This window comes from Nocardia aobensis NBRC 100429, from assembly GCF_000308375.1.
Taxonomy (GTDB): domain Bacteria; phylum Actinomycetota; class Actinomycetes; order Mycobacteriales; family Mycobacteriaceae; genus Nocardia; species Nocardia aobensis.
This window is the reverse complement of record NZ_BAFQ01000298.1, coordinates 74,108-97,518: the sequence shown is the minus strand read 5'-3', so window position 1 is coordinate 97,518 and position 23,411 is coordinate 74,108. Positions and strand designations below refer to the sequence as shown.

General features: G+C 65.9%; 23 protein-coding genes. 22 read left to right on the top strand and 1 reads right to left on the bottom strand.

What is annotated here, in order from left to right; all coding sequences use genetic code 11:
* Window positions 1–365 precede the first annotated feature (365 nt).
* The 10 genes from RJ03_RS34635 to RJ03_RS34590 all read left to right on the top strand — a co-directional run bounded on the left by RJ03_RS34635 (window position 366) and on the right by RJ03_RS34590 (window position 10,647).
* Window positions 366–1,370 (top strand): ABC transporter ATP-binding protein, encoded by a 1,005-nt coding sequence (locus RJ03_RS34635; RefSeq protein WP_051025661.1) that lies wholly within the window; start codon window positions 366–368, stop codon window positions 1,368–1,370.
* Between the two features lie 876 nt (window positions 1,371–2,246).
* Window positions 2,247–2,930, top strand: coding sequence for an ABC transporter permease (locus RJ03_RS34630; RefSeq protein WP_373281749.1), 684 nt, complete (start codon window positions 2,247–2,249; stop codon window positions 2,928–2,930).
* Between the two features lie 2 nt (window positions 2,931–2,932).
* The gene (locus RJ03_RS34625; protein ID WP_036511522.1) at window positions 2,933–3,805 is read left to right on the top strand and encodes an MlaE family ABC transporter permease; all 873 of its coding nucleotides are present in this window, start codon (window positions 2,933–2,935) and stop codon (window positions 3,803–3,805) included.
* 4 nt (window positions 3,806–3,809) lie between these two features.
* Window positions 3,810–4,898 (top strand): hypothetical protein, encoded by a 1,089-nt coding sequence (locus RJ03_RS34620; RefSeq protein WP_036511633.1) that lies wholly within the window; start codon window positions 3,810–3,812, stop codon window positions 4,896–4,898.
* On the top strand, window positions 4,895–5,905 hold the full coding sequence (locus tag RJ03_RS34615; protein WP_036511519.1) for an MlaD family protein: 1,011 nt from the start codon (window positions 4,895–4,897) through the stop codon (window positions 5,903–5,905). Before RJ03_RS34620 ends, RJ03_RS34615 begins: the two co-directional genes overlap by 4 nt.
* Complete coding sequence (locus tag RJ03_RS34610; RefSeq protein ID WP_036511516.1) at window positions 5,893–6,876, top strand: MlaD family protein; 984 nt, start codon at window positions 5,893–5,895, stop codon at window positions 6,874–6,876. The genes RJ03_RS34615 and RJ03_RS34610 overlap by 13 nt, the downstream gene beginning before the upstream one ends.
* 1 nt (window position 6,877) lies before the next feature.
* Window positions 6,878–7,975, top strand: a complete 1,098-nt coding sequence (locus RJ03_RS34605) for an MlaD family protein (RefSeq protein WP_036511513.1) — start codon at window positions 6,878–6,880, stop codon at window positions 7,973–7,975.
* Window positions 7,972–8,970, top strand: a complete 999-nt coding sequence (locus tag RJ03_RS34600; protein WP_051025660.1) for an MlaD family protein — start codon at window positions 7,972–7,974, stop codon at window positions 8,968–8,970. The genes RJ03_RS34605 and RJ03_RS34600 overlap by 4 nt, the downstream gene beginning before the upstream one ends.
* A complete protein-coding gene (locus RJ03_RS34595) occupies window positions 8,967–9,923 on the top strand; it encodes an MlaD family protein (RefSeq protein WP_036511508.1) in 957 nt (318 codons plus the stop codon). The genes RJ03_RS34600 and RJ03_RS34595 overlap by 4 nt, the downstream gene beginning before the upstream one ends.
* A gap of 58 nt (window positions 9,924–9,981) precedes the next feature.
* On the top strand, window positions 9,982–10,647 hold the full coding sequence (locus tag RJ03_RS34590; protein ID WP_036511504.1) for a hypothetical protein: 666 nt from the start codon (window positions 9,982–9,984) through the stop codon (window positions 10,645–10,647).
* A gap of 75 nt (window positions 10,648–10,722) precedes the next feature.
* Here the strand turns inward: RJ03_RS34590 and RJ03_RS34585 are convergent, their stop codons facing one another.
* Window positions 10,723–11,361, bottom strand: coding sequence for a TetR/AcrR family transcriptional regulator (locus RJ03_RS34585; protein ID WP_051025659.1), 639 nt, complete (start codon window positions 11,359–11,361; stop codon window positions 10,723–10,725).
* Between the two features lie 87 nt (window positions 11,362–11,448).
* Here RJ03_RS34585 and RJ03_RS34580 point away from each other — a divergent pair, with 87 nt between their 5' ends.
* From RJ03_RS34580 to RJ03_RS34525, 12 genes are all read left to right on the top strand, one after another.
* Window positions 11,449–12,633, top strand: coding sequence for an aromatic ring-hydroxylating oxygenase subunit alpha (locus RJ03_RS34580; RefSeq protein WP_036511501.1), 1,185 nt, complete (start codon window positions 11,449–11,451; stop codon window positions 12,631–12,633).
* A 7-nt stretch (window positions 12,634–12,640) separates the two neighbouring features.
* Window positions 12,641–13,417, top strand: a complete 777-nt coding sequence (locus tag RJ03_RS34575) for an enoyl-CoA hydratase/isomerase family protein (RefSeq protein ID WP_036511624.1) — start codon at window positions 12,641–12,643, stop codon at window positions 13,415–13,417.
* Window positions 13,414–14,058: a PaaI family thioesterase gene (locus RJ03_RS34570; RefSeq protein ID WP_036511499.1), complete on the top strand. Its 645-nt coding sequence runs from the start codon at window positions 13,414–13,416 to the stop codon at window positions 14,056–14,058. The genes RJ03_RS34575 and RJ03_RS34570 overlap by 4 nt, the downstream gene beginning before the upstream one ends.
* A complete protein-coding gene (locus RJ03_RS34565; protein WP_036511496.1) occupies window positions 14,055–15,305 on the top strand; it encodes a CaiB/BaiF CoA transferase family protein in 1,251 nt (416 codons plus the stop codon). Before RJ03_RS34570 ends, RJ03_RS34565 begins: the two co-directional genes overlap by 4 nt.
* A gap of 197 nt (window positions 15,306–15,502) precedes the next feature.
* A complete protein-coding gene (locus RJ03_RS34560; RefSeq protein WP_036511493.1) occupies window positions 15,503–17,044 on the top strand; it encodes a class I adenylate-forming enzyme family protein in 1,542 nt (513 codons plus the stop codon).
* The gene (locus tag RJ03_RS34555) at window positions 17,041–17,787 is read left to right on the top strand and encodes an SDR family oxidoreductase (protein WP_036511490.1); all 747 of its coding nucleotides are present in this window, start codon (window positions 17,041–17,043) and stop codon (window positions 17,785–17,787) included. The genes RJ03_RS34560 and RJ03_RS34555 overlap by 4 nt, the downstream gene beginning before the upstream one ends.
* 172 nt (window positions 17,788–17,959) lie before the next feature.
* Complete coding sequence (locus RJ03_RS34550) at window positions 17,960–18,769, top strand: enoyl-CoA hydratase/isomerase family protein (protein ID WP_036511487.1); 810 nt, start codon at window positions 17,960–17,962, stop codon at window positions 18,767–18,769.
* A 45-nt stretch (window positions 18,770–18,814) separates the two neighbouring features.
* A complete protein-coding gene (locus tag RJ03_RS34545) occupies window positions 18,815–19,852 on the top strand; it encodes an LLM class F420-dependent oxidoreductase (protein ID WP_036511483.1) in 1,038 nt (345 codons plus the stop codon).
* Entirely contained in the window at window positions 19,849–21,336 is a 1,488-nt protein-coding gene (locus RJ03_RS34540) for an acetyl-CoA acetyltransferase (protein ID WP_036511480.1), read from the top strand. The genes RJ03_RS34545 and RJ03_RS34540 overlap by 4 nt, the downstream gene beginning before the upstream one ends.
* Before the next feature lie 124 nt (window positions 21,337–21,460).
* Window positions 21,461–21,775, top strand: coding sequence for a hypothetical protein (locus tag RJ03_RS34535; protein WP_036511476.1), 315 nt, complete (start codon window positions 21,461–21,463; stop codon window positions 21,773–21,775).
* On the top strand, window positions 21,772–22,221 hold the full coding sequence (locus tag RJ03_RS34530; RefSeq protein WP_036511473.1) for a Zn-ribbon domain-containing OB-fold protein: 450 nt from the start codon (window positions 21,772–21,774) through the stop codon (window positions 22,219–22,221). The genes RJ03_RS34535 and RJ03_RS34530 overlap by 4 nt, the downstream gene beginning before the upstream one ends.
* On the top strand, window positions 22,218–23,402 hold the full coding sequence (locus RJ03_RS34525) for a thiolase C-terminal domain-containing protein (protein WP_036511470.1): 1,185 nt from the start codon (window positions 22,218–22,220) through the stop codon (window positions 23,400–23,402). The genes RJ03_RS34530 and RJ03_RS34525 overlap by 4 nt, the downstream gene beginning before the upstream one ends.
* Window positions 23,403–23,411: the final 9 nt, after the last annotated feature.

Here is a 23,411-nt window from a genome sequence, read left to right as displayed (position 1 = left end):
GCCGGCGGCCGAGGATGCCGCGACGAGCATTCCGGTGACCGCGATTGCCGACAGTAGGGCCGGGTTGTGTCCCCGCGTGTTTCGATCCGTACTTCTCGATTGCGCACGACGATGTGACCGCATCGGGCAGCTCCTGGTTCGCGGATTTCGCTGTTCGCCACCGCGACGAGCGGTCGAGCCGCCCGGGGCGCGGTGCCCCTCCGCTGTGGTGAAACGCCTCGTCGAATGAGGCGTAACCGCTATCCTTGCACAGAAATTGTGATCCGTCTAACGTTGGACGAAGTACGTTCTGTGTATCACAGCTGGAACTGTCTGTGATCGGCCACCGGCGCCACTCTCGCGCCGGTTTCTGCTCAGGAGTAGGTATGGGTGTCGAAGTCAGCACTGTCGGAATCACCAAAAGCTTTGGTTCCCAGACTATTTGGCGCGATGTGACATTGACGCTGCCGGCCGGGGAGGTCAGCGTTCTGCTGGGCCCTTCGGGTACCGGCAAATCGGTATTCCTGAAGTCGCTGATCGGCCTGCTTCGTCCCGAGTGCGGATCGATCTACGTCGACGGCACCGACATCACCACCTGCTCGACCGCTCAGCTCTACGAGATCCGGAAGCTGTTCGGAGTGCTGTTCCAGGACGGCGCCCTGTTCGGCTCGATGAACCTGTTCGACAACGTGGCGTTCCCGTTGCGTGAGCACACCCGCAAAGGGGAGGCGGAGATTCGGCGCATCGTCATGGAGAAGTTGGAGATGACGGGCCTGCTCGGTGCGGAGGACAAGCTCCCGGGCGAGATCTCCGGAGGTATGCGCAAACGCGCGGGGCTGGCGCGAGCGCTGGTTCTCGATCCGCAGGTCATCCTCGTCGACGAACCGGACTCCGGGCTCGATCCGGTGCGGACCACCTACATCAGCCAGCTGTTCCTGGATATCAACGCCCAGATCGACGCGACCTTCCTGATCGTCACGCACAACATCAATCTCGCGCGGACCGTGCCGGACAACATCGGCATGCTGTTCCGGCGCGACCTGGTCATGTTCGGTCCGCGGGAGGTGCTGCTCACCTCCGACGAACCGGTGGTCCGGCAATTTCTCAACGGCCGCATGGTCGGCCCGATCGGCATGTCGGAGGAGAAGGACGAGGCGCAGATCGTGCGCGAGCAGGCGTTGGCCGACGCCGGGCATCACATCGGCGGGGTGGACGAGATCGACGGGATTGTCGCCCAGATGGCGGCCACGCCCGGAATGCCGGAGCGCCGCGCCGTAGCGCGGCGGCAGGCCCGAGTTCGCGAGTTGCTGCCCACGCTGCCGGCCGCGGCGCGGGCGGCTGTCGAGGCGAGTTTCGTGGCCGCGCACTCGCTCACGGCCCCCGGTCGGTGATCGGGCAGCTGCCCGGGGTGGCGAAACGTAAACCGAGCTGTTTTACAAATTACGATTGACGTCACGCGTAAAACGAAGTATGTTTTATGTGAGCCACGACACGTGGTGCATCGTCCGGGTATGCGGGTCACAACGGGGTGGTCCGACTGTCGTTCTCGGAATTCGTGCGTGGCTCCACTGCCCGCCCATCAGCGGCGAATGCGGTCTCGTGAATCGGAGTATCGAACAATGACGCTCGAAGGCAATGTCGCCGAACCGATCTGGAATGCTGCGATCCCTTTTCCGGTCCCCGAATTCGTGCCCGACGTGGCACCGGCGGACGCGGGATACAACGGACAGCGCAGATCTCCACATCGTCCGACACGAGACCGCGCAGGAACTCTCCCGGCCCCCGCTACTCGGCATCCCGTTTGCGGGAATCGGGCTTTTCGGTCGGCGGCGCACCGGCGTTCGCCGAGTCACGTGCATTCGGTTCGCGGGCTGACGAATGGCAATCGACGCGCAAAACTCTGAGCGATAGGCGATTTCGTCCTCGGTAGTTGTCGTTCACCGGAGGCGAAAAGACTCTCGCACGTCATCCATCGATACCCCGGCAACAACCGGCGCAGTTGTCGCACGCGCCGATATCCACGGAGGGAGGTGCCACCGATGAGTATTACGCAGGCACCGTTGATCGCGCACGCATTACCCGACTCGAGCGGCCCGATGCCGAGCCATCGGGCCGGGTCGCCACCCTCGGCCGTCCTGTCACGCGCCGGCCGGGTACTGGCCCACCTGCGGCGCGCGCCGCTGGACAGCCTCGCGACGCTGGGCCGGTCCGCACACCTGACCGCAGCGGTAGTGCGGTACTCGGTGGTCGACACCGTTCGCCTGCGCATGCCGGTATACGAACTCGTCGAACAGATGTGGTTGCTGCTGAAGGTGACCGCCCTGCCGGCACTGCTCATGGCGATTCCGATCGGGGCGGAGGTGTCGGTTCAGGTCGGCGGCATCATGAACCAGGTCGGCGCGAATTCGCTGGCCGGTGCGGCGAGTGGACTCGGCGTCGTAGGACAGGGCGCGCCGATGGCGGCCGGGCTGTTGATGAGTGGTGCGGCGGCCTCGGCCATCGCCTCCGATCTCGGCGCCCGCGCGATTCGCGAGGAGATCGACGCGATGCGCGTCATGGGCGTGGACCCGGTCGAACGACTGGTGATGCCGCGCTTCCTGGCGATGATCGTGATCGCGCCGGTGTTGTGCATCATCATCATCGCCGCGGGCGTCTTCGCCGGCCTGATCATCTCGGCCAATGTCAATCATGTTGTGCCGGGCAGCTTCTGGCAGTCCTTCGGTGCCTTCGCCACGCCCACCGACTTGGCGTTCTCGGTACTGAAGGCGCTCGTCTTCGCCGCCATCGTGGTATTGATCGCGAGCTTGCGCGGGCTGGAGGCCAAGGGCGGCCCGAAGGGTGTGGCGAATGCCGTCAATGCCTCGGTCGTGCTGAGCGTGTTCTGCATCTTCATGACGAATCTGCTCATCAGCCAGTTGCAGATGATGTTCTTCCCGGCCCGATTGGCGTGATCATGAGTACACCCTCGCAATCCTCTTCTCCCCGGCCCGCCTTCGCCGCCCGCCCGATCCGCGTACTCGTTCGAGGCGTGAGCGAATTCGTCGGCGAAATCGGCCAGGTCGCGCTGTTCGTCACCAAAACCTTGTATCTGCTGCCGGTGACGATCCGTCACTACCGGAAACAGACCGTGAAGACGATGAACAACATGGCGTGGGGCAGCGGTTCGCTGATCGTCGACGGCGGCGTCGTGAGCCTGATGTTCTTCCTGGGCGTCGCTGTCGGCGCCGTCGTCGCGATCGAAGCGTTCATGGCGTTGAATCTGCTCGGATTCGGTGCGCTGACCGGAATCATCGGTTCCTTCGGCAACATTCGTGTGATCGCGCCGATCATCACCGGTATCGGATTCGCCGCCCAGGCGGGATGTCGCATGACCGCCGAGATCGGAGCCATGCGTATCTCGGAGGAAATCGATGCCACCGAATCGATGGGCCTGCGCGCGATTCCGTTCGTCGTCGGCACGCGGCTGGTCGGCGGGATGCTCGTCGTGCTGCCCGGATATCTCATGGCGCTGGTGATCGCCTTCTTCACCGGTGGGGTCATCGTCAAGGTCTTCCACCATCAGCCGCCCGGCACCTACGACCACTATTTCGCCCAGTTCCTCAGCTGGCCGGATCTGACGGCGTCGGTGATCAAGGCGGTCACCTTCTGTGCTGTGGTGACGCTGATCCATTGCTACTACGGCTATTTCGCCACCGGCGGCCCCGCGGGCGTCGGTGCCGCATCGGGACGGGCGATCCGCGCGAGTCTCGTGGCGATCGTCGTGCTGAATTTCGCGATGACAGTGGCGATCTGGGGACTGTCCCCGCTACTGGTTTTCAAAGGATAGGGTGATGGCCAAAACACGCAACCAGGATTTCCTGCGCGGCACCGACCGGCACCAGAAGCGCATGGTCGAGCTGGCGGCCGCTGCGGTCGCGCTGGTGATCGCCGTCGTACTGGTGATCGCCTTGTGGGTCTATCCGCGTCTGCACAAGCCGGCGGGGCTGGCACTGAATATCGAGGTGCCCTATGTCGGGCCGGGTGTCGGAACCGGCACCAAGGTCATCCTGCACGGCGCGGAGATCGGCGAGATCACCCGCCTGGAGAAGACCGACCCCGGGACCGTGCGGATGAGTGTGCGACTGCGCTCGGATATTTCGGCCGGCCTCACCGACGCCTTCGATCTCGATTTCCGGCCGCAGAACTATTTCGGCATCACCGCGGTGGATCTCATCTCGCGCCCCGAAGGAAACCGTTTGGTGAACGGCAGCACGCTGAACAAGATGCCCACCGGCGACTTCACCATGTCGACGATGCTGGAGAAGGGATCGCTCGCGATCGACGGCACCCTGACCCAGTCGATGGTGACCACGCTGAACAAGGTGGTGCGCTACACCGACGGCCTGACTCCGCTGATCCAATCGGGCATCGTCTTCGCCGACCGGATAGCGGCCACGCAACGCGCGCTGCCGACCGAACTGATGCGCCGAGCCGACGACATCCTCGAGGTGCTACCGGCTTTCGGAACACAGGCGGTCGACGCGCTCTACAACGTCTACGACAGCCGATACAACCAGCGCCCGGACGGTTCGTTCGGCGTGGACGACGCGTTCATGGACAAGACCGACCGCGGCCTCGGATTGGCCGCGAACAGTTTGTTCGGCAAGGCCGGACATCTGCTGGCCTCCCACGGCACGGAGCTGACGCCCGCCACCCAGCTCGTGCAGGCGATGACCGATACCGTGCCGCAGATCCTCGGCGGCGCGACGGTACCCGACAAGCTGTCGGCGCTGATCGACCGGTACAACGCCGCGTTCAGCGACCGTAACGGCAAGAAGACGCTCAACCTGCGCGTCGTCGTCGACGATCTGCCGATGTTCGCCACGCCTCTGGCGCTCACCGGAATTCCGACGACACCGGCGGGGGAGGGACATCGATGACTCCGCGCACGAAACTGTTCGTCACACTCGGAAAGCTCGGCGTCGCCGCAGTGTTGGCGGTGGTGCTGTTCTCGATAATCTTCAGCGCGATCAAGAACCCGGTACACGGTGATACACGCAGCTATTCCGCCGAGTTCACCGATGTCTCCGGGCTGCATGTCAACGGCGACATCCGAACCAAAGGCGTTCGAGTGGGAAAGGTTTCGGCCATCGATCTCACCCGCAAGAACGGGGCGAGCATCGCCGAGGTGACTTTTTCGCTGGAAGCACCGTATCGATTGCTGGACAATACGGTTCTGGCCGTGAAGTACCAGAACCTCACCGGAATTCGATACGTCGACCTCGAGGAACCGGAGCAGGCGGGCCGCCCGGTCGGACATCTGGGCACCGACCGCACCCGGCCCTCGTTCGACATCACGCAACTGTTCAACGGTCTACAGCCGGTGCTGAGCACGATGAGCACCGACGAGATCAACACTTTCATGCAGAACGCCATCACCCTGCTCCAGGGCGACGGCTCCGGTCTGGCGCCCATGCTCGACAGTGTTCAGAAGCTCGCCGACCTGGCGCACGACCGCGAACAAGTCATCTCCGCACTGGTTACGAATCTGTCGCGGATATCGGATTCGATGGGCGGCAAATCACCACAGGTCATCGAGTTCATGCGATCACTGAGCTTTCCCATCGCGAAGGCGATGACGGTGTTGAGTGAATTCCCGAAGACAGCGAAATTCGGACCGGAATTCCTCACCCCGGTCCACCAGCTGATCACCGAACTGGGTTTCTCTCGCGACGTCGATGTCGACACGTTGCTGACCCACGCCTTCGCCTCGCTGCCGCAGGCCGCCGATGCCCTGCGACTGCTGCCCGTGGCGTTCGCCGGCCTGCAACTGCCGCAGGTCTCGGCGGCGCCGGCGGCGATGAACTGCACACACGGCGTCGCCCAATTGCCCTCGGAGGTCAAGGTTTTGCTGAACGGGAGCGAGGTCGTGGTATGCGCCGAGTAATGCGCCGGATCGTGGCGAGTGAAACCCTGCTGGGGACGGTCGTCGTCGTGACCGCGGTCGTCGCCCTCGGTGCGACCACACTCTTCTACACCCACCCGGTCGGCCAGCGCACCGTGGCGTTCGAGACCACCGACGCCGCGGCCCTGGCCACCGGCCAGGAGGTGCGGGTGGCCGGCATCACCGTCGGCAAGGTCACCAAGGTGGCCTTCCGTCCGGACACGGTGCTGGTGGAGGCGCAGGTCTCCGACGACACCTTCATCGGCGACGACTCCCATGTCGAGGTCCGGATGCTGACCCCGGTAGGCGGATACGCGGTCACCATCGTTCCGCTCGGCCGCGCTCCCCTCGGATCGCGCGTGCTTCCCGCCGATCACGTCTCCGTGCCCTATTCGATCGGCGACGTGCTGCAAGCGGCGCCGCACGTGACCGACAAGGTCGACGGCACCACTGTGGACGCGAATATCGACCAGGTCGCCCAAGCGTTGCAACACAATTCGACCTCGGTCGGTTCACTGATCTCCGGGATGAACAGCATCGCCGCGGTGATGGATCGCCAGCGCAGTCAGGTCGAGCAGATCACCGGACTGGCCTCGGAATATCTGAAGTCGTTCGACGCCAACCGCGACTTCGTCTTCGATCTCATTCGCCAGATCGATGTCGTCGTGTCCACCTACGACAACGCGCACGTCGGATTCAACGAGGCCTACAGCCTGCTCGGCGATGTGCTGATGCGGGTGCAGCCGGAGATGAAGTTCTATCTCGATCACAAGGATCAGGTTCGCGCCGTGGTCGATCAGGTGAAGAAGTCGATCGAAAGTCTCGACACCACCATGGGTCCCGCGATGGACAAGTTGCAGGGCCTGCGCGCACAACTCGAGGCCTGGCTCACGCCGCAGGGGCTCGCGACGGTTTCCGGAGGCACGATTCTGGCCTCGAATGTCTGTATTCCTCTCCCCGGGCGGACGTGTTGAGATGAAGGTGAACAGGAAATATCTGATCGGCACCGGTGCGGTCGTATCGCTCGCGCTGATCGGCGGCGTCGGCTTCACCGTCGTCGAACCCGACGGCCCGCCATCGCAATCGGGATTCTGCGCACAGATGCCGGACGCGGTCGGTCTCTACCCCGGGAATCCGATAACCCAGATGGGTTTGCAGGTAGGACGAGTGGACCGGATCCGGCCGGCGGGCGATCACGTCGAGGTGACGTTCTCGCTCGACGGCGGCCGCCGGTTCCCGGCCGATGTGCGGGCGGTGACGAGGTCCAAGTCGATTCTCGCCGACCGCAGCGTGGAACTGGTCGGCAACTACCGGTCCGGGCCGGAACTGACCGCGGGACAATGCATTCCCGAAGATCACAGTTTCACGCCGAAGAGCATCTCCGAAATCGCCGGATCGGCAGCGGATTTCATCGACGCGCTGAGCCCGAACGACAGCAAGGAGAGTTTCGAGAAGGCCGTAGCCGGCTTCGAACAGGCACTGCGCGGCCAGGGTGAGAATGCGCGGGCCATGATGCTGCACGCCTCCGCGGCGGCGGCGAGCCCGGACCGGTTGACCGCCGATATCGGCGCCATCATCCAGAACATGGCGCCACTCACCGACGAGGCGCTGCAACGATGGCCGGCCATCCGCTCGATACTGGACCAGATGCCGGAAGTAGTACGGGCCGGCATCGATCTGTGGCCCGGAGTGGTCGACGTCTGCGTGGGCGTGGGCTGGCTGGTGAACCTGCTCCACGACATCCAGACCAACTACGGCGGGGACCTCTGGCCACTGCTGCAGGGCCCGGTCGCCGACGTCATCCACCTGGCCGCGACCCGCTCCAAAGATATTGCCGGCCTACTGGATTCGATTCCTCCGGTCGCGTCGATGCTGCGGCAGCAGGCGGCGAACGACGGCGGGATGTCGATCGACTACCGCCCGCCCACGGTGCAGCTCGATTCACCGGCGGCTCCCGAACTGTGCGCGGCGGCGAACCACAGCGCGCCCGGTAGCTGCTCGGCCGACCAAGGCCACGTGCAGGTTCCGATCGCCGGCCTGCTGGACATGGTGCTCGCGAAAGGTCAGCGATGAAGACGACCACACGATGGAAGACCGCCGCCGCGGCGCTCGGCTGCAGTCTGCTGGCCACCACCGCCTGCTCGGTCGGGCCGGACGACCTACCCTCGGTCCGGGGCGGCGTCGGCGCGGGCTATCAGCTCGACCTGCAATTCGTGAGCACGATGAATCTGCCGACCGGCGCCGATGTGATGATGGACGGACTCAGGGTCGGCGAGGTCGAAAAACTGACCGCCTCGGGGAAATTCGTCGATGTCAGCGCACATGTCAAGGACGGGACGAAGGTGCCCGCCGACGTGCGCGCGGTGATCCGGCAGAACACGCTGTTGGGTGACACTTATATCGCGCTCGATCACGGACCGGTCGTGCAAGGTCCGTATCTGCGGCCGGGCGCGACCGTGACCGTCGACCACACGAGTTCACCGCCGCAACTGGAAGACACCATGGCGGTCCTCGCCTATTTCGTCAACGGCGGCAGTATCCGAAAGATCGAGGACGCGATGACCGGAATCAATACCGTCATGCCGCAGCCTCACGACGTGCAACGATTGGCTTCGGTGGTCGCGGGCGATATGCGGGATCTGGCCGGCGATACCAACGAAATCGATCGCATGCTCAACGGTTTCCGCGACACCGGCGGTGCGATCGATGCCAAAGGACAAACCTTGGCCACCCTGTTCGGGCAAGAGACCGAACACTATTGGCGGCGAACCGCCGTGAGCATCGTCTCCTACATCAGCCAGATCCTTCCCTCTGTCGGCAGCGTGTACGAGGGCGGCTTGTGGTTGGTACCGCTGTTCGATTCGCTGGCCGAAACCGGCGGAATCGGGCGCGACATCTGGGATCGCGCCCCAGCGGATACCGCGAAGCTGTCGGAGTTCCTGCGCACGACCCTGTTGCCGTTCGTGCAGGACCCGTCGGTGAACATCCGCTCCATCGATACCGATCACGGCGACCGGATCGTGGCTGATGTCGAAAATCTGCTGCGCATGCTGGGGGCAGTGAAATGAATCTGAAAACCGTCGCATCGGTCGCGGGAATGGCGGTCATCGCCGCGTCCTCGTTCGTGTATCTGGACCACATCGGGTTGGAAACCGGCGCGTTTCGACATATCCGGACCGCCGGCATGTCCGTGCCGGACACCAATGGGCTCGTGGTCGGTTCGCGGGTGCTGCTGCGTGGCGTCGCCATCGGGCATGTCACTGCGGTGACGCCCTCGGCGGACCATGCCGAGATCTCCTGGAACTACGACGACGGCTACCGCATTCCGGTGGACAGCCGATTCCGGGTGGACAATCTATCGGCGCTGGGCGAGGCGTATCTGGCCGTGCAACCGACCACCGAGCGGGGACCCTATCTCGGGGACGGCGCGAAAGTTCCGACCGCGCACGTCGTAGTGCCGACCACCTTCCAGGAATTGTCGGCCCGTCTGACCCGGATGCTGGAACAAGTCGAGCCCGAACGCATTCGGGAGATATTCCAGACTGTGGACGTCGCGCTTCCGGAGGACCCCTGGGTCCTGAACGACTTGTCGCGGGCCGGTGAACTACTCGCGAAGACCCTGACCCAGCGATCGGGCGATCTGACGCAATTGCTCACGGCACTGCAGCCGCTGCTGCAGAGCACCGATACCGTCCCCGCAGATCTCGCCGGAGCCACGCCGAAGCTGGCCGAGTTCGGATCAGGATTCACCGATGTGCTCGGCGGTGTGCACTTCGCAGCCTCCTTCGGACCACTGACGAGTATCGAGGACGGTGCGGCTCCGCTGATCGACGCGCTGCAGTCGTTCCTGGACAAGAGTTCCGGCGATCTGCACACCCTCGGCGTCGACCTGCTGCCCGGCGTCCGTGCCGGAGCCGCGGCGATGTCGACCGTCGACCTGGGACGTTTCCTCGACAATGCGCTCGCCTCCACCGAGTCGGGTGACGCCGTCACCGTGCATATCCGACCAGCGGGGAGGTAGCCCCTGAACCTGCGCCGACCCCGCACTCAGTGACCATCAGCGTTCGAAGAAGGCCATCATGACCAATTCCCCCTCGGTACTGACCGATCCCGAGCCCACCGACACCGCGACTACGTCCGCCGAGGCGGAGCGAGCCGGCGGCCGGCACTCCGCCCCGCTGTCCTCGATCCTGCGCCGAGGACGCCGGACCGGAGAGTCGTCGATCAAGCTGAAGACCCTCGCCGTCGGGGCGCTGGTCCTCGTGCTCGCCGTCGCGGTCGCACTACTCGGTTGGCAGCTGAGCGACAAATCCGATCAGATCGCCGCCGCCCGGGCCGAACGCGCCGACACCGCCCACGCCGAACAGATCGCGCTCGACTACGCGACCGCGGCGGCGGAGATGAACTTCCAGGATCTGGCCGCGTGGCGGACCCGTCTGACCAAGGGCACCAGCCCGGAACTGTCGAACCGGCTGACCCAGGCCGCAGGCTCGATGGAGCAGATCATCACCCCGCTGCAGTGGGTGTCGACGGCGAAACCCGTTGCCGCCAAGGTGCGTTCGACCAACAACGGCATCTACGCCGTGGATTGTTTCGTCAGCGTGCTGACCAAGAACAGTCAGGCGCCGGAGGGGATCCAATCCACGGCGACCTATCAGCTCAGCCTGGACAGCCACCACAACTGGACCATCACCGATATCGGCGGTGTCGGGTCCGCACTGAGCGGTGCGAACGCTCCACGATGATGAACAACCGGGTCCGGCGCGCCGACCGGACTCCGGCGTCGCGGCGCCTTCACCTGTCGAAAACGGGTGAAGGCGCTACGTCGTAATGGTCGGCCGCGGATGGGATTTCGGGCGGTCGGGCAGTAGCGCGGGAAGCAGGAAAGTGCGCAGTTTCCCACGTATGTGGTCGAGGTCTTCGGCGTCCGCGGTCGATCCGCGACTGATGTAGTAGATCTCCAATTCCGATATCCATTCGCACAGCAAGCGGATGTCGAGATCGGCTCGCAGCGTGCCGGCGGCCCGGGCCTCGGCGAGAACGGGCTCCCACAATTCGTAGGTCAGGTCCACGGCTCGTCCGGATTCGGTGAGCAATCTCGCCGCGAGCACCATCTCCGCCGGCGAGACCAGTCGATGCACCATCGGGTCGCGGCGGCCGCGCCGGATATCCGCACAGATGCCCTCGACGATGCTGGCTTGGATGGTCGGGTGGCGGGCGATGAATGCACGCGCGGAATCCATGTTGGCGCGGGCGCGGCGGACCACCGATTCTGTCACCAGGGCGTCTCGATCGGCGAAATAGCGGTACACCGTCGCACGCGAGCTCGACGCGGCCTTCGCCACATCCTCCATGGTGGTGCCCGCGATGCCCAAGCGGGCGAAACAGGATTCCGCCGCGGCCAGGATGGCCGATCGAGTATCGGCCGGGCGCTCGATGTCCGTGCCGCGTCCAGTCACGGGAAGCACCGTACCAAGTTCTCGAAGAATCGAAAACCTTTAGATAAGACACTAGACAATGATTGTATCGTGTGCCACGCTCGGAGTATGGATCGCGACGAGAAGATCAGGCTCACGCGCAGGCTCATCGCCCACGTGGACAACAACACCACTGATTACGCGGAAGAGCTTCTGCGCGTTTCATTTTCGGTCTTCGATGATCCTGACCTCGCGGCCAAGGAGCGCGATGTGGTGCGCCGTTTTCCGCACATCGTGGCGCACGTCGACGAGCTGGCGAAGGCGGGCGATTTCCTGACCACCGAGCTGATCGGCACACCGTTGCTGGTGGTCCGGCAGAACGACGGCAGCGTCAAGGCCTTCGCCAACGTCTGCCGGCACCGTGGATCCCGCGTCGAGTTCGCCGAGTCCGGATGCAAGCGCGTCTTCGCCTGCCCCTATCACAACTGGGCCTACGGCAAGGACGGATCGCTGCGCGGTATGCCGCACGCCGAGGGGTTCGACGGTATGGATCGCGGCGAGTACGGGCTGGTCGAATTTCCGTGCGAGGTGCGCCACGGGCTTGTCTGGGTCGTGCCCACCGCCGGCGCCGAACTGGATATCGCCGCGATTCTGGGTGACAAGCACGATGCCGAGGTCGCCGATACCGGCATGGGGGAGTCCTACCAGGTGCGCAAGGAGACCTGGCGGCTGGATATGAACTGGAAGATCGCGGTCGACGGAGTCCAGGACTCCTACCATCTGTGCCAGTTGCACACCAAGACGGTCTGCAACTATCTCGAGGGCAATATCACCGCCTTCGATCCCGTCGGCCGCTCCTGGCGATTGGTGGTGGCGCGCAAGTCCATCACCGAGGTGCGTGACGCCGATCCGGACGCCTTCGACGTCCGCGACTATTCGCTGGCGAATTACACGATCTATCCGGGCACCATGCTGGTCACCGAGCCCAATCACTTCGAGATCTGGACAATCGTCCCCGATGCCCAGGATCCGAATGTCAGCTACTGCACCATCCGGCTGCTGTCGCCCGCAAAGCCGCAGACCCCGCGGGAGGAGCGAATCCTGCAGAAGAACTGGGATCTGCTGATGGAGACGCTGCACGCCGAGGACTGGTTCGTCACGAAGACGATCACCGCGAACGCGGCACACGGACAGGTCGACGAGCTGATCTACGGACGAAACGAACTGCCGGGTCAGGTTTTTCACAAGATGGTCGCCGACGATGTCGCCGCGCTCGACGCCGAGCGCGCGGCTGCGCCGGTCGCGGCGCGATAGCACGGCGATGGTTGCCGACGAACTGCGCCGCGACCGCCCGGTGCCCGGTGTGCTCAGGCTGACCCTCGACCGGCCGCACGCCCACAACGCGCTGTCGATAGCACTGCAGCGGCAGGTGGATACCGCGCTCACCGAGGCCGCCACCGACGACTCGATCCGGGCGGTGATCGTGAGCGGTGCGGGTGGCCGGGCATTCTGCGCGGGTTACGACCTGAAGGAGCTCGACGCGATGACGCCGCAGGCGCTGGCGCAGTCCACCGCCGAGCGGGAGGACATGCTCTGGCGTTACCTGCGCTACCCGAAGCCGACCGTGGCCGCTGTCGACGGTCTGGCGTATGCGGCGGGGACGATGTACGCCGCGTGCTCCGATCTGCGGGTCGGAGGCCCGCGGACCACGATGGCGGTGAGCGCGGCCAGGTACGGCGGGGTGAACCTGAGCTGGCTGCTCGACACCCTCATCGGCGGTGCCCGGACGCGAGATCTGCTGATGACGGCACGAGCTGTCGCGGGAGACGAGGCCTACGAGATGGGTCTGCTCACGCGCTACACGCCCGACGTAGCCGGGGAAGCGGTACGGATCGCGCAACAGATTGCGGCACAACCGCCGGACGGGCTGCGCCATATCAAGCAACTGCTGCTCGATGGTCCGGGGCAGGGCTTGCGCGAGCGCTATGAACGCGAGAACTCGGTCGTTCGAGCGACACTCGGACAACGGTCGATCACCGATATGTTCTCGGCATTCTTCGGCCACGAGCCGGCCCCCGCCCCGGGGGGTGCCTCGTGAATCCGAATATCTGGCAACCGACCTGGGACGATCCGTTCGCCCCGACGGTCGCCACCGACGACGAGTTCGCCCGGCTCATCGACGCGTTGCGCGCGGCCCAGGAGGCGGTCACCCGTAGCCGGCCGACACCGAGAGCCGCCGCCGACGCCGCGGCGCGCCTACGTGAGATCGCCACGGCCCTGGCCGGTTTCGAGGTTGACGAGGACGAACAGATCGCGGGCAAGCGCTGGGAATCGGCCGGCCACGGCCAGGCGCTGGCACCGCCGGTGCACCTGGATCGGATCACCGAGACCACCGCGATCGGCCGGGTGACGGTCGGCCGCTTCCACTCGGGACGCTATGCGATGAACGGCGGTGTCGCGCCGTTGATCTTCGACGAGATCCTGGCCCGGCTGGCCAATCATCGCCGCCCGTGGGCGCGAACGGCCCGGCTGCAGGTCGACTTCCGGGCACCGGCACCGTTGCACACCGAACTCACGGTCACCGCGCGACTGGTCGGGCAGCAGGGGCGCAAACGGTTCCTGCGTGGGACGTTGCACCACGAAGGGGTGCTCGTCGCGGAGGCCGAGGGTTTGTGGATCGAATTGAAACCCGAACAGACACACAATCTTTCGAAGGAACTGGAAGGGGCCGGCGAATGAGTGGATTCTCGTTGCTGAACGGTGTGCGCATTCTGGAAGTCGCGCAGTTGGCGCCGGCCTCGCTCGGCGGGCATCTTGCCGACCTCGGCGCCGAAGTGATCAAGGTCGAGTCCGGACCGCTCGGTGACCCGGTACGCGTCGGCGGTAGTCGCGCCGTCGGCGATCCGGACGGGCCGGCCTTCATGCATCTGCGGTGGAATCGCGGGAAGAAGTCGGTCGCACTCGATCTGCGCTCGGCAGAGGGGAAGCAGGCGTTCCTCGATCTCGCGCGCTCGTGCGATGCGGTGATCGAGGGAATGCGCGGTGGTTACCTGGATTGGCTCGATCTCGGATTCGATCGCTTACGGGAGATGAACCCGAAGATCGTGCTGTGCACCGTCTCCGGGATGGGCACCGACGGCCCGTATCAGGGGCTCGGCACCGGCGGCCCGGTTTTCGATGCCTATGCCGGGCTGCGCGAGGTCACCACTCCGGACGAGCCGCCGGTGGACGGGATCGCGGGCTCCACCAGCCCGCCGATCGCGATGTACGCCCTCGGTGCGTACGGGGCCATGGGATTGCTGGCGGCACTCCATCGTGCGAACGTGACCGGCACCGGCGGCCGGGTCGAGGTCTCCGGCATCGACGTGGCCGCGGCATGGATGCCGGATCTGGGCGACGCGGAATTGAACCGGGACCGATCGATCCCGCGTCCGACGTGGTTGCCCGACGGGCGACTGCCGGACTGGCCACGACTCGAGGCGTATAGGACCGAGGACGGCAAGGCCGTGCTGTTCGGCTCGCACGTGGAGAAATTCTGGCGCAACTTCCTCGTGGCGGTCGGTCGCGAGGATCTGGCCGATATCGACCTAACCGCCGCCGACGAGGACGCGCCGCGGCGCGCGGAGCACGTGTGGCGAGAGCTGCGGCAGATCTTCGCCCAGCGCACTCGCCAGGAATGGATGGACTTGTTCCTCGCGCACGGTATCGCCGGCGGCCCGGTCAACACCGTGGCCGAGATGTTCGACGATCCACATTTCCGGGCCAGGGACACTACCTATCGGGTCGACTACCCCGGGGTGGGAGAACTCGAATTCCTGGTGAGTCCGGTACGGGTGTCCGGGGAGGAATTCGCTCCCGCACTGCCGCCGCGGGCCGGGGCGGACACCGCGCGGGTGCTGCGGGACATCGCCGGATACGACGACGCGCGCATCGCTACGGTAGCCGATCGCCACCTGTATGCGAGGACCGCCGAAAAGGTGGAATGAATAGCGCATGAGCAAACGACACTCACACGAAAACCATTGTGTGGGTGTTGTTTTCATGCCTGCTGTAGGCGGTTTCGGGAGCTTGCCGAGGTATTGCGCGCAAAATCTAAAGCTGTTAGGTTTGACGACACGCAGTGAGGGCGGTCACATCCGCTGGTGCTCGCGGCCGAACGGTCGGCGAACGAGGAGGTACTCGAATGAATCTGGCGGATCTGACGCGCTATTGGGGTAAGACCCGCCCCGATCAGCAGGCGATCGTCTTCGGTGATCACGCCGAGACGTGGGCCGAACTCGATGCGGTGACCGACGCGCTCGCCCGCGGCCTGGTGGCGCGTGGCGTCGGCAAGGGTGATCGCGTCGCGGTCATGATGCTCAATCGTCCCGAGCTGGCGCACGTCATCCTGGCCACCCTGAAGATCGGCGCCATCAGCGTGCCGCTCAATTTCCGGCTCACCGCAAGGGAATTGGCGCCGATGGTGGTCGATTCCGGGCCGCGGGTGGTGGTCATCGAAGACGAGTTCGCCCCTTTGCTGGAGGTTGCCGCCGAACAGATTCCGCTCGACATCTTCGCGATCGGCGGCAGTGCGCATCGGCGGTACGACACCCTGGCCGACCCCGGTGTCGCGCCGCGAGTGGACATCGCCGGCGATGACGCGGCCTTCATCTGCTACACCTCGGGTACCACCGGTGTGCAGAAGGGCGCGGTGGTGACCCACCGCAATGCGATGGCTCCGGGCATCGCGCAGACCGTCAGCCACGGTTTCAGCGCGCGCGACCGGGTGTTGTGCGCCGCGCCGCTGGTCTACACCGGATCGGTGCTGTCGATCTTCATGCAGTTGGTCGTGGTCCCCGGGGCGACGATGGTGCTGTTGCGTGAATACGATCCGCAGATCGCTCTGGACACCCTCGAGCGCGAACAAATCACCGCGACGACGGTGGTGCCGGTGATCTGGGAGCGGATGACGACCCTGCCCGACTTCGGCGCGCGCAAACTGGCGACGTTCACCTTCGCCGGAACCGGCGGCGCACCGGTGGGTGTGGATCTCGTGGATTTCTATTGCTCACGGGGCATTCCGCTCACGCAGGTGTACGGGCTGACCGAGGCGTCGGGCATGGTCTCGACGTTGAACTACGCCGACGCGTCCGCTCGTCCCGGCTACGCCGGGCTGGCGCTGGTGGGTACGCAGGTCACGATCGGCGACCCGAATGCGGACACGCCTCCCGGGGAGGTGGGCGAGATTCTGGTTCGCGGTGAGCACGTGATGCGCGAGTACTGGCGCAAGCCGGAGGCCACCGCCGCCACGCTCGTGGACGGCTGGTTGCGCACCGGCGATCTCGGCTTGCAGGACGAGAGCGGATTCCTCAAGATCGTCGACCGCAGCAAGGACATGCTGATCTCCGGTGGCCTGAATGTCTATCCCGCCGAGATCGAACGGGTGCTGCACGTTATCGACGGCGTCGCGGATCTGGCGGTGATCGGCGTCAAGGACGACCGGTGGGGCGAGGTGCCGATGGTCGTGTTCCACAGCGATCGTCCGGCCGCCGAAGTGGTGGCCGAGATCGAGCTTCTCGCGGCTGCGAATCTGGCGAAGTTCAAGCGCCCCAAACACGCTGTGGCGCTGGATGAGCCGCTGCCCCGGACGTTCTCCGGCAAGATGGCCAAACCGCTGTTGCGGCAGCGGTTTCCCGAAGCGCCCACCCACGCCATCGCCGTCCGCGCGACCACCGCTACCGCATGAGCGCCGAGGCGACGCGCGTCGCGGTGGTCACCGGCGGCGGCCGGGGAATCGGGGCGGCGATCGCACGCCGCCTGGCCGCCGACGGAATGGCTGTGGTGGTCAACTATTCCGCGAGCGAAGAACCGGCGCGGCAGGTGGTCGGGGAAATCACCGACGCCGGCGGCAGGGCCGCTGCCATCCGCGCCGACGTGTCCGACGCCGATCGGGCGACCGGCCTGATCGAACAGGCCACCGCCGAATTCGGTGCACCGACCGTGTTGATCAACAACGCCGGGATGAACCTGTTCGGTTCGGCCCGGCAGCTCTCGCCCCAGCACTGGGATCGGGTGATCGGCGTGAATCTCAGCGGCGCGTTCTACTGCACCCATGCCGCCCTGCCCGCGATGTACGAAAAAGGCTGGGGCAGAGTCGTGTTCGTCAGCAGCCCGTCCGGCGGACGACGCCCCTCGCCGGGGATGAGCGCCTACGCGGCGGCCAAGGCCGGACTGGCCGGAATGACGCGCGTGATGGCGCAGGAACTCGCCCGGCGCGGCGTGACGGTCAACGCGGTCATGCCCGGTTTCGTCGAGACGGACATCATCGCCTCGGGCGGAACGGATGCGGCGCGGACGCTGGCCGAACACTGGCCGCGGATACCGGCCGAATCGATCGCCGACACGGTGTCGTTTCTGGTCAGCGATGCGGGGCAGCACGTCTCCGGCGAGGAGATCGGCGTCTGGCTCGGGGGACCGGTCGGGATCTGAGCCGCACCGGGCGCGGGCGGTCGCCAGCCGGCCCGCCGCCCGGCATCAATATCTTCAGCCGCCTTCCGATTGCGTCTCTACCTTGTGTTATTAATCTAAAGGCGTTAGCTTTATATAGGGTGGCAGCGCTTTCTGCGTGACCGTCCGCCGACGATTCGAGGAAGTCAGACACATGTCCGATGTGATCCAGACCGAGTATCCCCGGCCCGGCATCCTGCTGATCCGGATGAACCGGCCGGAGGCGCTCAACGCGATGAACGCCGAACTCATCGAGGCGCTGCACCGGGTGCTGGCCGAGGTGCGCCACGACTCGGAAGTCCGGGCTATCGTCCTCACCGGCAACGGCCGAGCCTTCTGTGCCGGCCTCGATCTGCGCGGATACGGCGCGCCGCCCGGTGCGGCCGAGGACGAGGGGCGGGCGCAGGCGGGATTGCGCGTGCAGCAGCACATCGCCGGATTGGTCGAGGCGTTTCGCGGTGTGCGGGCCCCGGTGATCGCGGCGATCAACGGGGCGGCGGCGGGCGGCGGTATGGCGCTGGCACTCATGGCCGATATCCGGATCATCGCCGCCGAAGCCGCGCTGCACGCCTCGTTCATCAACCGGGGGCTGTCCAATTGCGATATCGGGGTCAGCTGGCTGCTGCCACGGATGATCGGATTCGCCAGGGCCGCACAGATCCTGCTCACCGGTCGGTCGGTCACCGCCGAGGAGGCCGAGCGGGTCGGCCTGGCGTCCTCGGCGGAGCCGGCCGACCGGCTCCTGGACACCGCACTCGACACCGCGGAGGCGATCGCCGGCAACAGCCCGTTCGGGGTCTGGATGACCAAAGAGGTCATGTGGTCCAACCTCGAGACGCCGAGCCTGCGCGCCGCGATCGACCTGGAGAACCGGACGCAGATCCTGGCCGCCACGACCCGCGACCATCGCGAGGCGGTGCGGTCCTTCCTCGACAAGCGCGCGCCCGTCTATCGGAACCACTGACAGGACAACAGCTTTGACGACAGTATCGAACGACGGGTACGTGCGATGAAGGTCGGCGTGATGGCCGGATACTGGGGAGCGCAACCGCCCCGGCGGATGGAACGGACCATCGCCGAGGCCGAGGCACTCGGTGTCGACAGCTTCTGGACCGCGGAGTCCTACGGCTCGGACGCGCTCACCCCGCTGGCCTGGTGGGGCGCCAAGACCGGCCGGATCGCCCTGGGAACATCGGTATGCCAGATCTCGGCGCGCACCCCGACAGCGTTGGCGATGGCCGCGCAGACCATCGACCATCTCAGCGGCGGACGGCTCATCCTTGGTATCGGCGCCTCCGGTCCGCAGGTGGTCGAAGGATGGTACGGCCGTCCCTACCCCCGGCCGCTGGAACGGACTCGCGAATACATCGCGATCATGCGGGCGGTGTGGGAGCGGACGGAGCCGGTAACCTTCGCGGGCAAGCACTATCAACTGCCGTACCACGGCGGCACCGGGCTGGGTAAGCCGCTGAAGTCCATCGTGCATCCGCTGCGCCGCGACATTCCCGTCTATCTCGGCGCGGAGGGCCCGAAGAATGTCGCGCTGGCCGCCGAGATCGCCGACGGCTGGACACCGCTGTGGTTCTCACCGAAATCCGACGAGTTCTATCGCACCGCCCTCGCCGAGGGGTTCGCGCGCGAGGGTGCCCGCCGCACGGCCGGGGACTTCGAGATCGCCAACGTGTGCTGGCTGTCGGAGGGCGACGACGTGGATCGCGCGGCGGCCCGGCTCAAACCGGTGGTCGCACTCTACGCGGGCGGGATGGGCGCGCAGGGCGCGAACTTCCACAACGACGTATTCGCCCGCATGGGCTGGGGTGAGGTCTGCGCGGAAATCCAGCGTCTCTATCTCGGCGGCCGGGCCGATCTGGCCGCACAGGCGGTGCCCACGGCGATGGTGGAAGACGTCGCCCTCGTCGGACCGGTCGACAAGATCTGTGAGGACATCGTGAATCGTTGGAAGCCAACCTGTTTGACCACCATCATCCTGGGCGGGTGGCCGAAACCCGAATCCCGGGAGCGAATCCTCGAGGCGGTGCGCTCATGAGCCTGGACCCCCGCACCCCCATCCTGGTCGGTGGCGGTCAGATCAACGAGCGCGAGGGCGGATGTGAACCCGTCGACCTGATCGTCTACGCCGCCTCGCGCGCCGCGACCGAGGCCGGCACCGCGCGCCTGCTGGAACTGGTCGACTCCGTGCGGATCGTCGGCATGCTGTCGTGGCGCTACCGTGATCCCGGCGCGCTGGTCGGCGAACGAATCGGCGCCACACCGCGCCACACCGGCTACACCGGTAGCGGTGGCAGCACGCCACAGGTACTGGTCAACCAGGCCGCGCAGGATATCGCCGCCGGCCGCTGCGACGTGGTCCTGGTCGGCGGCGCGGAATCCTGGCGCACTCGAATGAAGCTGCGCGCGCAGGGAATTCGGCCGGACTGGACCGTCCAGGACGACACGGTCGCCGCGGCGCCGATGCTGGTGCCCGAGGTTCCGATGCGTTCGGACGCCGAGAAGCGGGCCGGACTCGACCGCCCCGCCTACATCTACCCGCTGTTCGAACAGGCGTTGCGAATATCCGCCGGGCGCTCGGTGGGCGAGCACCGTGCGGCGATCGGTGCGCTGTGGTCACCTTTCAGCGAGGTCGCCGCGAACAATCCGCATGCCTGGACCCCACGCGTGCACACCGCCGCGGAGATCGTCACGCCCAGCGCCGCCAACCGGTGGATCGCCTCGCCGTATACGAAGCTGATGAACTCCAACAACATGGTCGACCAGGGTGCGGCACTGCTGCTGTGTTCGGTGGAAGTGGCTGCCCGACTGGGGATTCCGCGAGAGAACTGGATCTTCCCACACGCCGGAACCGAGGCGCACGACACCTACGACATCGCCGAACGCGGCGCCCTGGACCGCTCGCCGGCGATCCGGCACGCGGGCGCGCGCGTGCTGGAGCTGGCCGGAATCGGCGTGGACGATCTCGCTCACATCGACGTGTATTCGTGCTTTCCCTCCGCTGTGCAGGTGGCGGCGTGTGAACTCGGTCTGCCGGCCGACGATGCTGCCCGGCCCCTGACCGTCACCGGAGGACTGACGTTCGCGGGCGGGCCGTGGAACAACTACAGCACCCACGCCATCGCCACCCTCGCGACCCGGTTGCGTCGTGCACCGGGCAGCTTCGGATTGCTCACGGCGAACGGCGGTTACCTGACCAAACATGCATTCGGCGTCTACAGCAGCGAGCCGCCGCCCGCGGGGTTCCGGCGAGTCGATGTGCAGGAGCGTGTCGACCGGGAGCCGACGGTACGGGCGCACCCGGGCTATGCCGGGCCTGCCGCGGTCGAGGCGTGGACCGTCGTTTACGACCGCGCCGGCAATCCCGAGGCCGGGTTCGTCGCGGCGCGGACTCCCGACGGCGGGCGCACGCTGGCCTCCACCCGCCGACCCGCGGATGTCGAGCATCTCGTGAGTGCCGAAGTGGCCGGGGCGGTCGTAGAGATCGGTGCCGACGGCGACCTTCGATTCGACGGCGACTGAAACCTCGCGACCGGGGACGGATCCGTTCCGGCCGGGGTCTCGCATTGACCGAATAAACCTAAAGGCTTAAGGTAAAAGTCATCGTGACGCCTCGCGTCGCATCAGGGGAACTAGGAGATTTCCAATGCCTGATCAGGACTTTCGTGAAATGTACGAACGTCATGTCGGTGCCGTAGCCCAGGGTGATTTCAAGGCCGCCCTGGCCGATATGGTGCAAGAGAATCTGCCCGCGGTGTTCGACGGTGTCACCGTCCCGCGCGGAGAGGTACACGGATTCCGGATCCGCGATGTACGCGCCGAAGGTGACAAGCAGATCGGGGAAACCGTCTACGACACCCCGGAGGGCACCATCGGCTTGCGTTCGATCTGGGAACTGCGCGACGGTGCCTGGAAAGCCGCGGCATTGGAGAACTTCTCTGTGGCCGGAGAATCGGCATGAGCGAGACACCGGAGCTGGAACTGCCGTGGGGCCCCGCCGACGACGGACTGGATCGGCCCTACTGGGAGGGCCTTGTCGCCGGCGAGTTGCGATTGCAGCATTGCCGGCACTGTGGCGAATGGATCTGGGGCCCGCAATGGATCTGCGCCTCCTGCCACAGTTTCGATCCGGACTGGGAGCAGGTCGAGCCGGTCGGCACCGTCTACAGCTGGGCTCGCAGCCACTACCCCTTCATCACCGAACTGGCCGACCGGGTGCCGTACGTGACGGTCCTGGTGGAACTGCCCGGCGCCGGAAACCGAAGGGTCCTGGGACTTCTCGTCGGCGAGGAGACCGACACCGTGCGCATCGGCGATCCGGTGGTCGGCCGGATCGAACTCGATCCGGGGGCGAAGTGGCCTCTGCTGCGGTGGCGCCGAGCCGACCTGGAAGGAGCGCGAGCATGAGCGCGAGGATGCTACGCGGCGCCGCCGCGGTGGTCGGTGCGGCGGAGTTGCACTACAAGCGCGGTGAGGCTCCGCACGGTGAGTTGCGAATGACCCTGGAAGCCATCGTCGCGGCCTGCGCCGATGCCGGTGTCTCGCCGCATGAGCTCGACGGATTCGTCTCCTACGCCGGCGGCGGGCACGACGGCGCTACGCTCGGCGGCGCGCTCGGGGTCCGCGACGTGCGGTGGTCGAACATGATGTGGGGCGGTGGCGGCGGTACGGTCGCCGCGGCGATCAACAACGCCGCGGTCGCAATCGCCACCGGCCAGGCCGAGACGGTGGTCGTCTACCGCTCGATGGCGCAGGAGGATACGGGCCGCCTGGGCTACGCGAAGTACTTCTACGGACCGCATTACCTCGCACACGGTGTCGGTTCGCCGGCCCAGGTCTGCGCCCTGCGCACCCAGCGATTGCTCGAACACGACGGCGTGCCACGCGAGGCGATGCGCGCGCTGGTGCTGGCGGCCTATCGGCACGCGCAGAACAATCCCACCGCGGCCGGGTACGGCAAACCACTGGACGAGGCGACCTACGAGTCCTCCCGCCTGATCACCGAGCCGTTCCATCTGTTCGACTGCTCACGCGAGAGCGACGGAGCGGTCGCCCTGGTGCTGGTATCCGGCGAACGCGCTCGCTCGATGCGGCCGGATGCCGCCTATGTGCTGGCGGGAGCGCAGGGCGCGCCCGGCGGCTACTCGGCGCTGATCGACAACGACGACCTCTACACCAGTGCCGGTTTCGCCGGCCGTCCCGGACGCCCCGGCGTTGCCGACCGGCTGTGGGCGGCCGCCGGTGTGACCCACGACGACGTCGACGTGGTGCAGGTCTACGAGAATTTCAGCGGACCCGCGGTGGCCGCGCTGATCGATCACGGGTTCGCGCCCGCCGGTCCGGCCGCCGGGGAGATCCTCACCGTCGACAACCTGACCGCCGGGATCGGGAAGCTTCCGGTCAACACCAGTGGCGGCAATATCGCCGACTCCTTCGTCAACGGCATGGGCCTGGCGGTGGAGGCGGTACGGCAGATCCGCGGCACCTCCACCAATCCCGTACCGGGCGCGCGGATTTCGCTGTTCATCGGCGGGCCGATGGCGCCGCTGGTCAGCTCGACGCTGTTCGGGCACGAAGACACCCTCTGACCTACCCGA

What these genes read in the sequence shown, in the direction of transcription:
- RJ03_RS34635 (WP_051025661.1), top strand. Translation starts at nt 366, where the DNA reads ATGGGTGTCGAAGTCAGCACTGTCGGAATCACCAAAAGCTTTGGTTCC.
- RJ03_RS34630 (WP_373281749.1), top strand. Translation starts at nt 2,247, where the DNA reads ATGCCGGTATACGAACTCGTCGAACAGATGTGGTTGCTGCTGAAGGTG.
- RJ03_RS34625 (WP_036511522.1), top strand. Translation starts at nt 2,933, where the DNA reads ATGAGTACACCCTCGCAATCCTCTTCTCCCCGGCCCGCCTTCGCCGCC.
- RJ03_RS34620 (WP_036511633.1), top strand. Translation starts at nt 3,810, where the DNA reads ATGGCCAAAACACGCAACCAGGATTTCCTGCGCGGCACCGACCGGCAC.
- RJ03_RS34615 (WP_036511519.1), top strand. Translation starts at nt 4,895, where the DNA reads ATGACTCCGCGCACGAAACTGTTCGTCACACTCGGAAAGCTCGGCGTC.
- RJ03_RS34610 (WP_036511516.1), top strand. Translation starts at nt 5,893, where the DNA reads ATGCGCCGAGTAATGCGCCGGATCGTGGCGAGTGAAACCCTGCTGGGG.
- RJ03_RS34605 (WP_036511513.1), top strand. Translation starts at nt 6,878, where the DNA reads ATGAAGGTGAACAGGAAATATCTGATCGGCACCGGTGCGGTCGTATCG.
- RJ03_RS34600 (WP_051025660.1), top strand. Translation starts at nt 7,972, where the DNA reads ATGAAGACGACCACACGATGGAAGACCGCCGCCGCGGCGCTCGGCTGC.
- RJ03_RS34595 (WP_036511508.1), top strand. Translation starts at nt 8,967, where the DNA reads ATGAATCTGAAAACCGTCGCATCGGTCGCGGGAATGGCGGTCATCGCC.
- RJ03_RS34590 (WP_036511504.1), top strand. Translation starts at nt 9,982, where the DNA reads ATGACCAATTCCCCCTCGGTACTGACCGATCCCGAGCCCACCGACACC.
- RJ03_RS34580 (WP_036511501.1), top strand. Translation starts at nt 11,449, where the DNA reads ATGGATCGCGACGAGAAGATCAGGCTCACGCGCAGGCTCATCGCCCAC.
- RJ03_RS34575 (WP_036511624.1), top strand. Translation starts at nt 12,641, where the DNA reads ATGGTTGCCGACGAACTGCGCCGCGACCGCCCGGTGCCCGGTGTGCTC.
- RJ03_RS34565 (WP_036511496.1), top strand. Translation starts at nt 14,055, where the DNA reads ATGAGTGGATTCTCGTTGCTGAACGGTGTGCGCATTCTGGAAGTCGCG.
- RJ03_RS34560 (WP_036511493.1), top strand. Translation starts at nt 15,503, where the DNA reads ATGAATCTGGCGGATCTGACGCGCTATTGGGGTAAGACCCGCCCCGAT.
- RJ03_RS34555 (WP_036511490.1), top strand. Translation starts at nt 17,041, where the DNA reads ATGAGCGCCGAGGCGACGCGCGTCGCGGTGGTCACCGGCGGCGGCCGG.
- RJ03_RS34550 (WP_036511487.1), top strand. Translation starts at nt 17,960, where the DNA reads ATGTCCGATGTGATCCAGACCGAGTATCCCCGGCCCGGCATCCTGCTG.
- RJ03_RS34545 (WP_036511483.1), top strand. Translation starts at nt 18,815, where the DNA reads ATGAAGGTCGGCGTGATGGCCGGATACTGGGGAGCGCAACCGCCCCGG.
- RJ03_RS34540 (WP_036511480.1), top strand. Translation starts at nt 19,849, where the DNA reads ATGAGCCTGGACCCCCGCACCCCCATCCTGGTCGGTGGCGGTCAGATC.
- RJ03_RS34535 (WP_036511476.1), top strand. Translation starts at nt 21,461, where the DNA reads ATGCCTGATCAGGACTTTCGTGAAATGTACGAACGTCATGTCGGTGCC.
- RJ03_RS34530 (WP_036511473.1), top strand. Translation starts at nt 21,772, where the DNA reads ATGAGCGAGACACCGGAGCTGGAACTGCCGTGGGGCCCCGCCGACGAC.
- RJ03_RS34525 (WP_036511470.1), top strand. Translation starts at nt 22,218, where the DNA reads ATGAGCGCGAGGATGCTACGCGGCGCCGCCGCGGTGGTCGGTGCGGCG.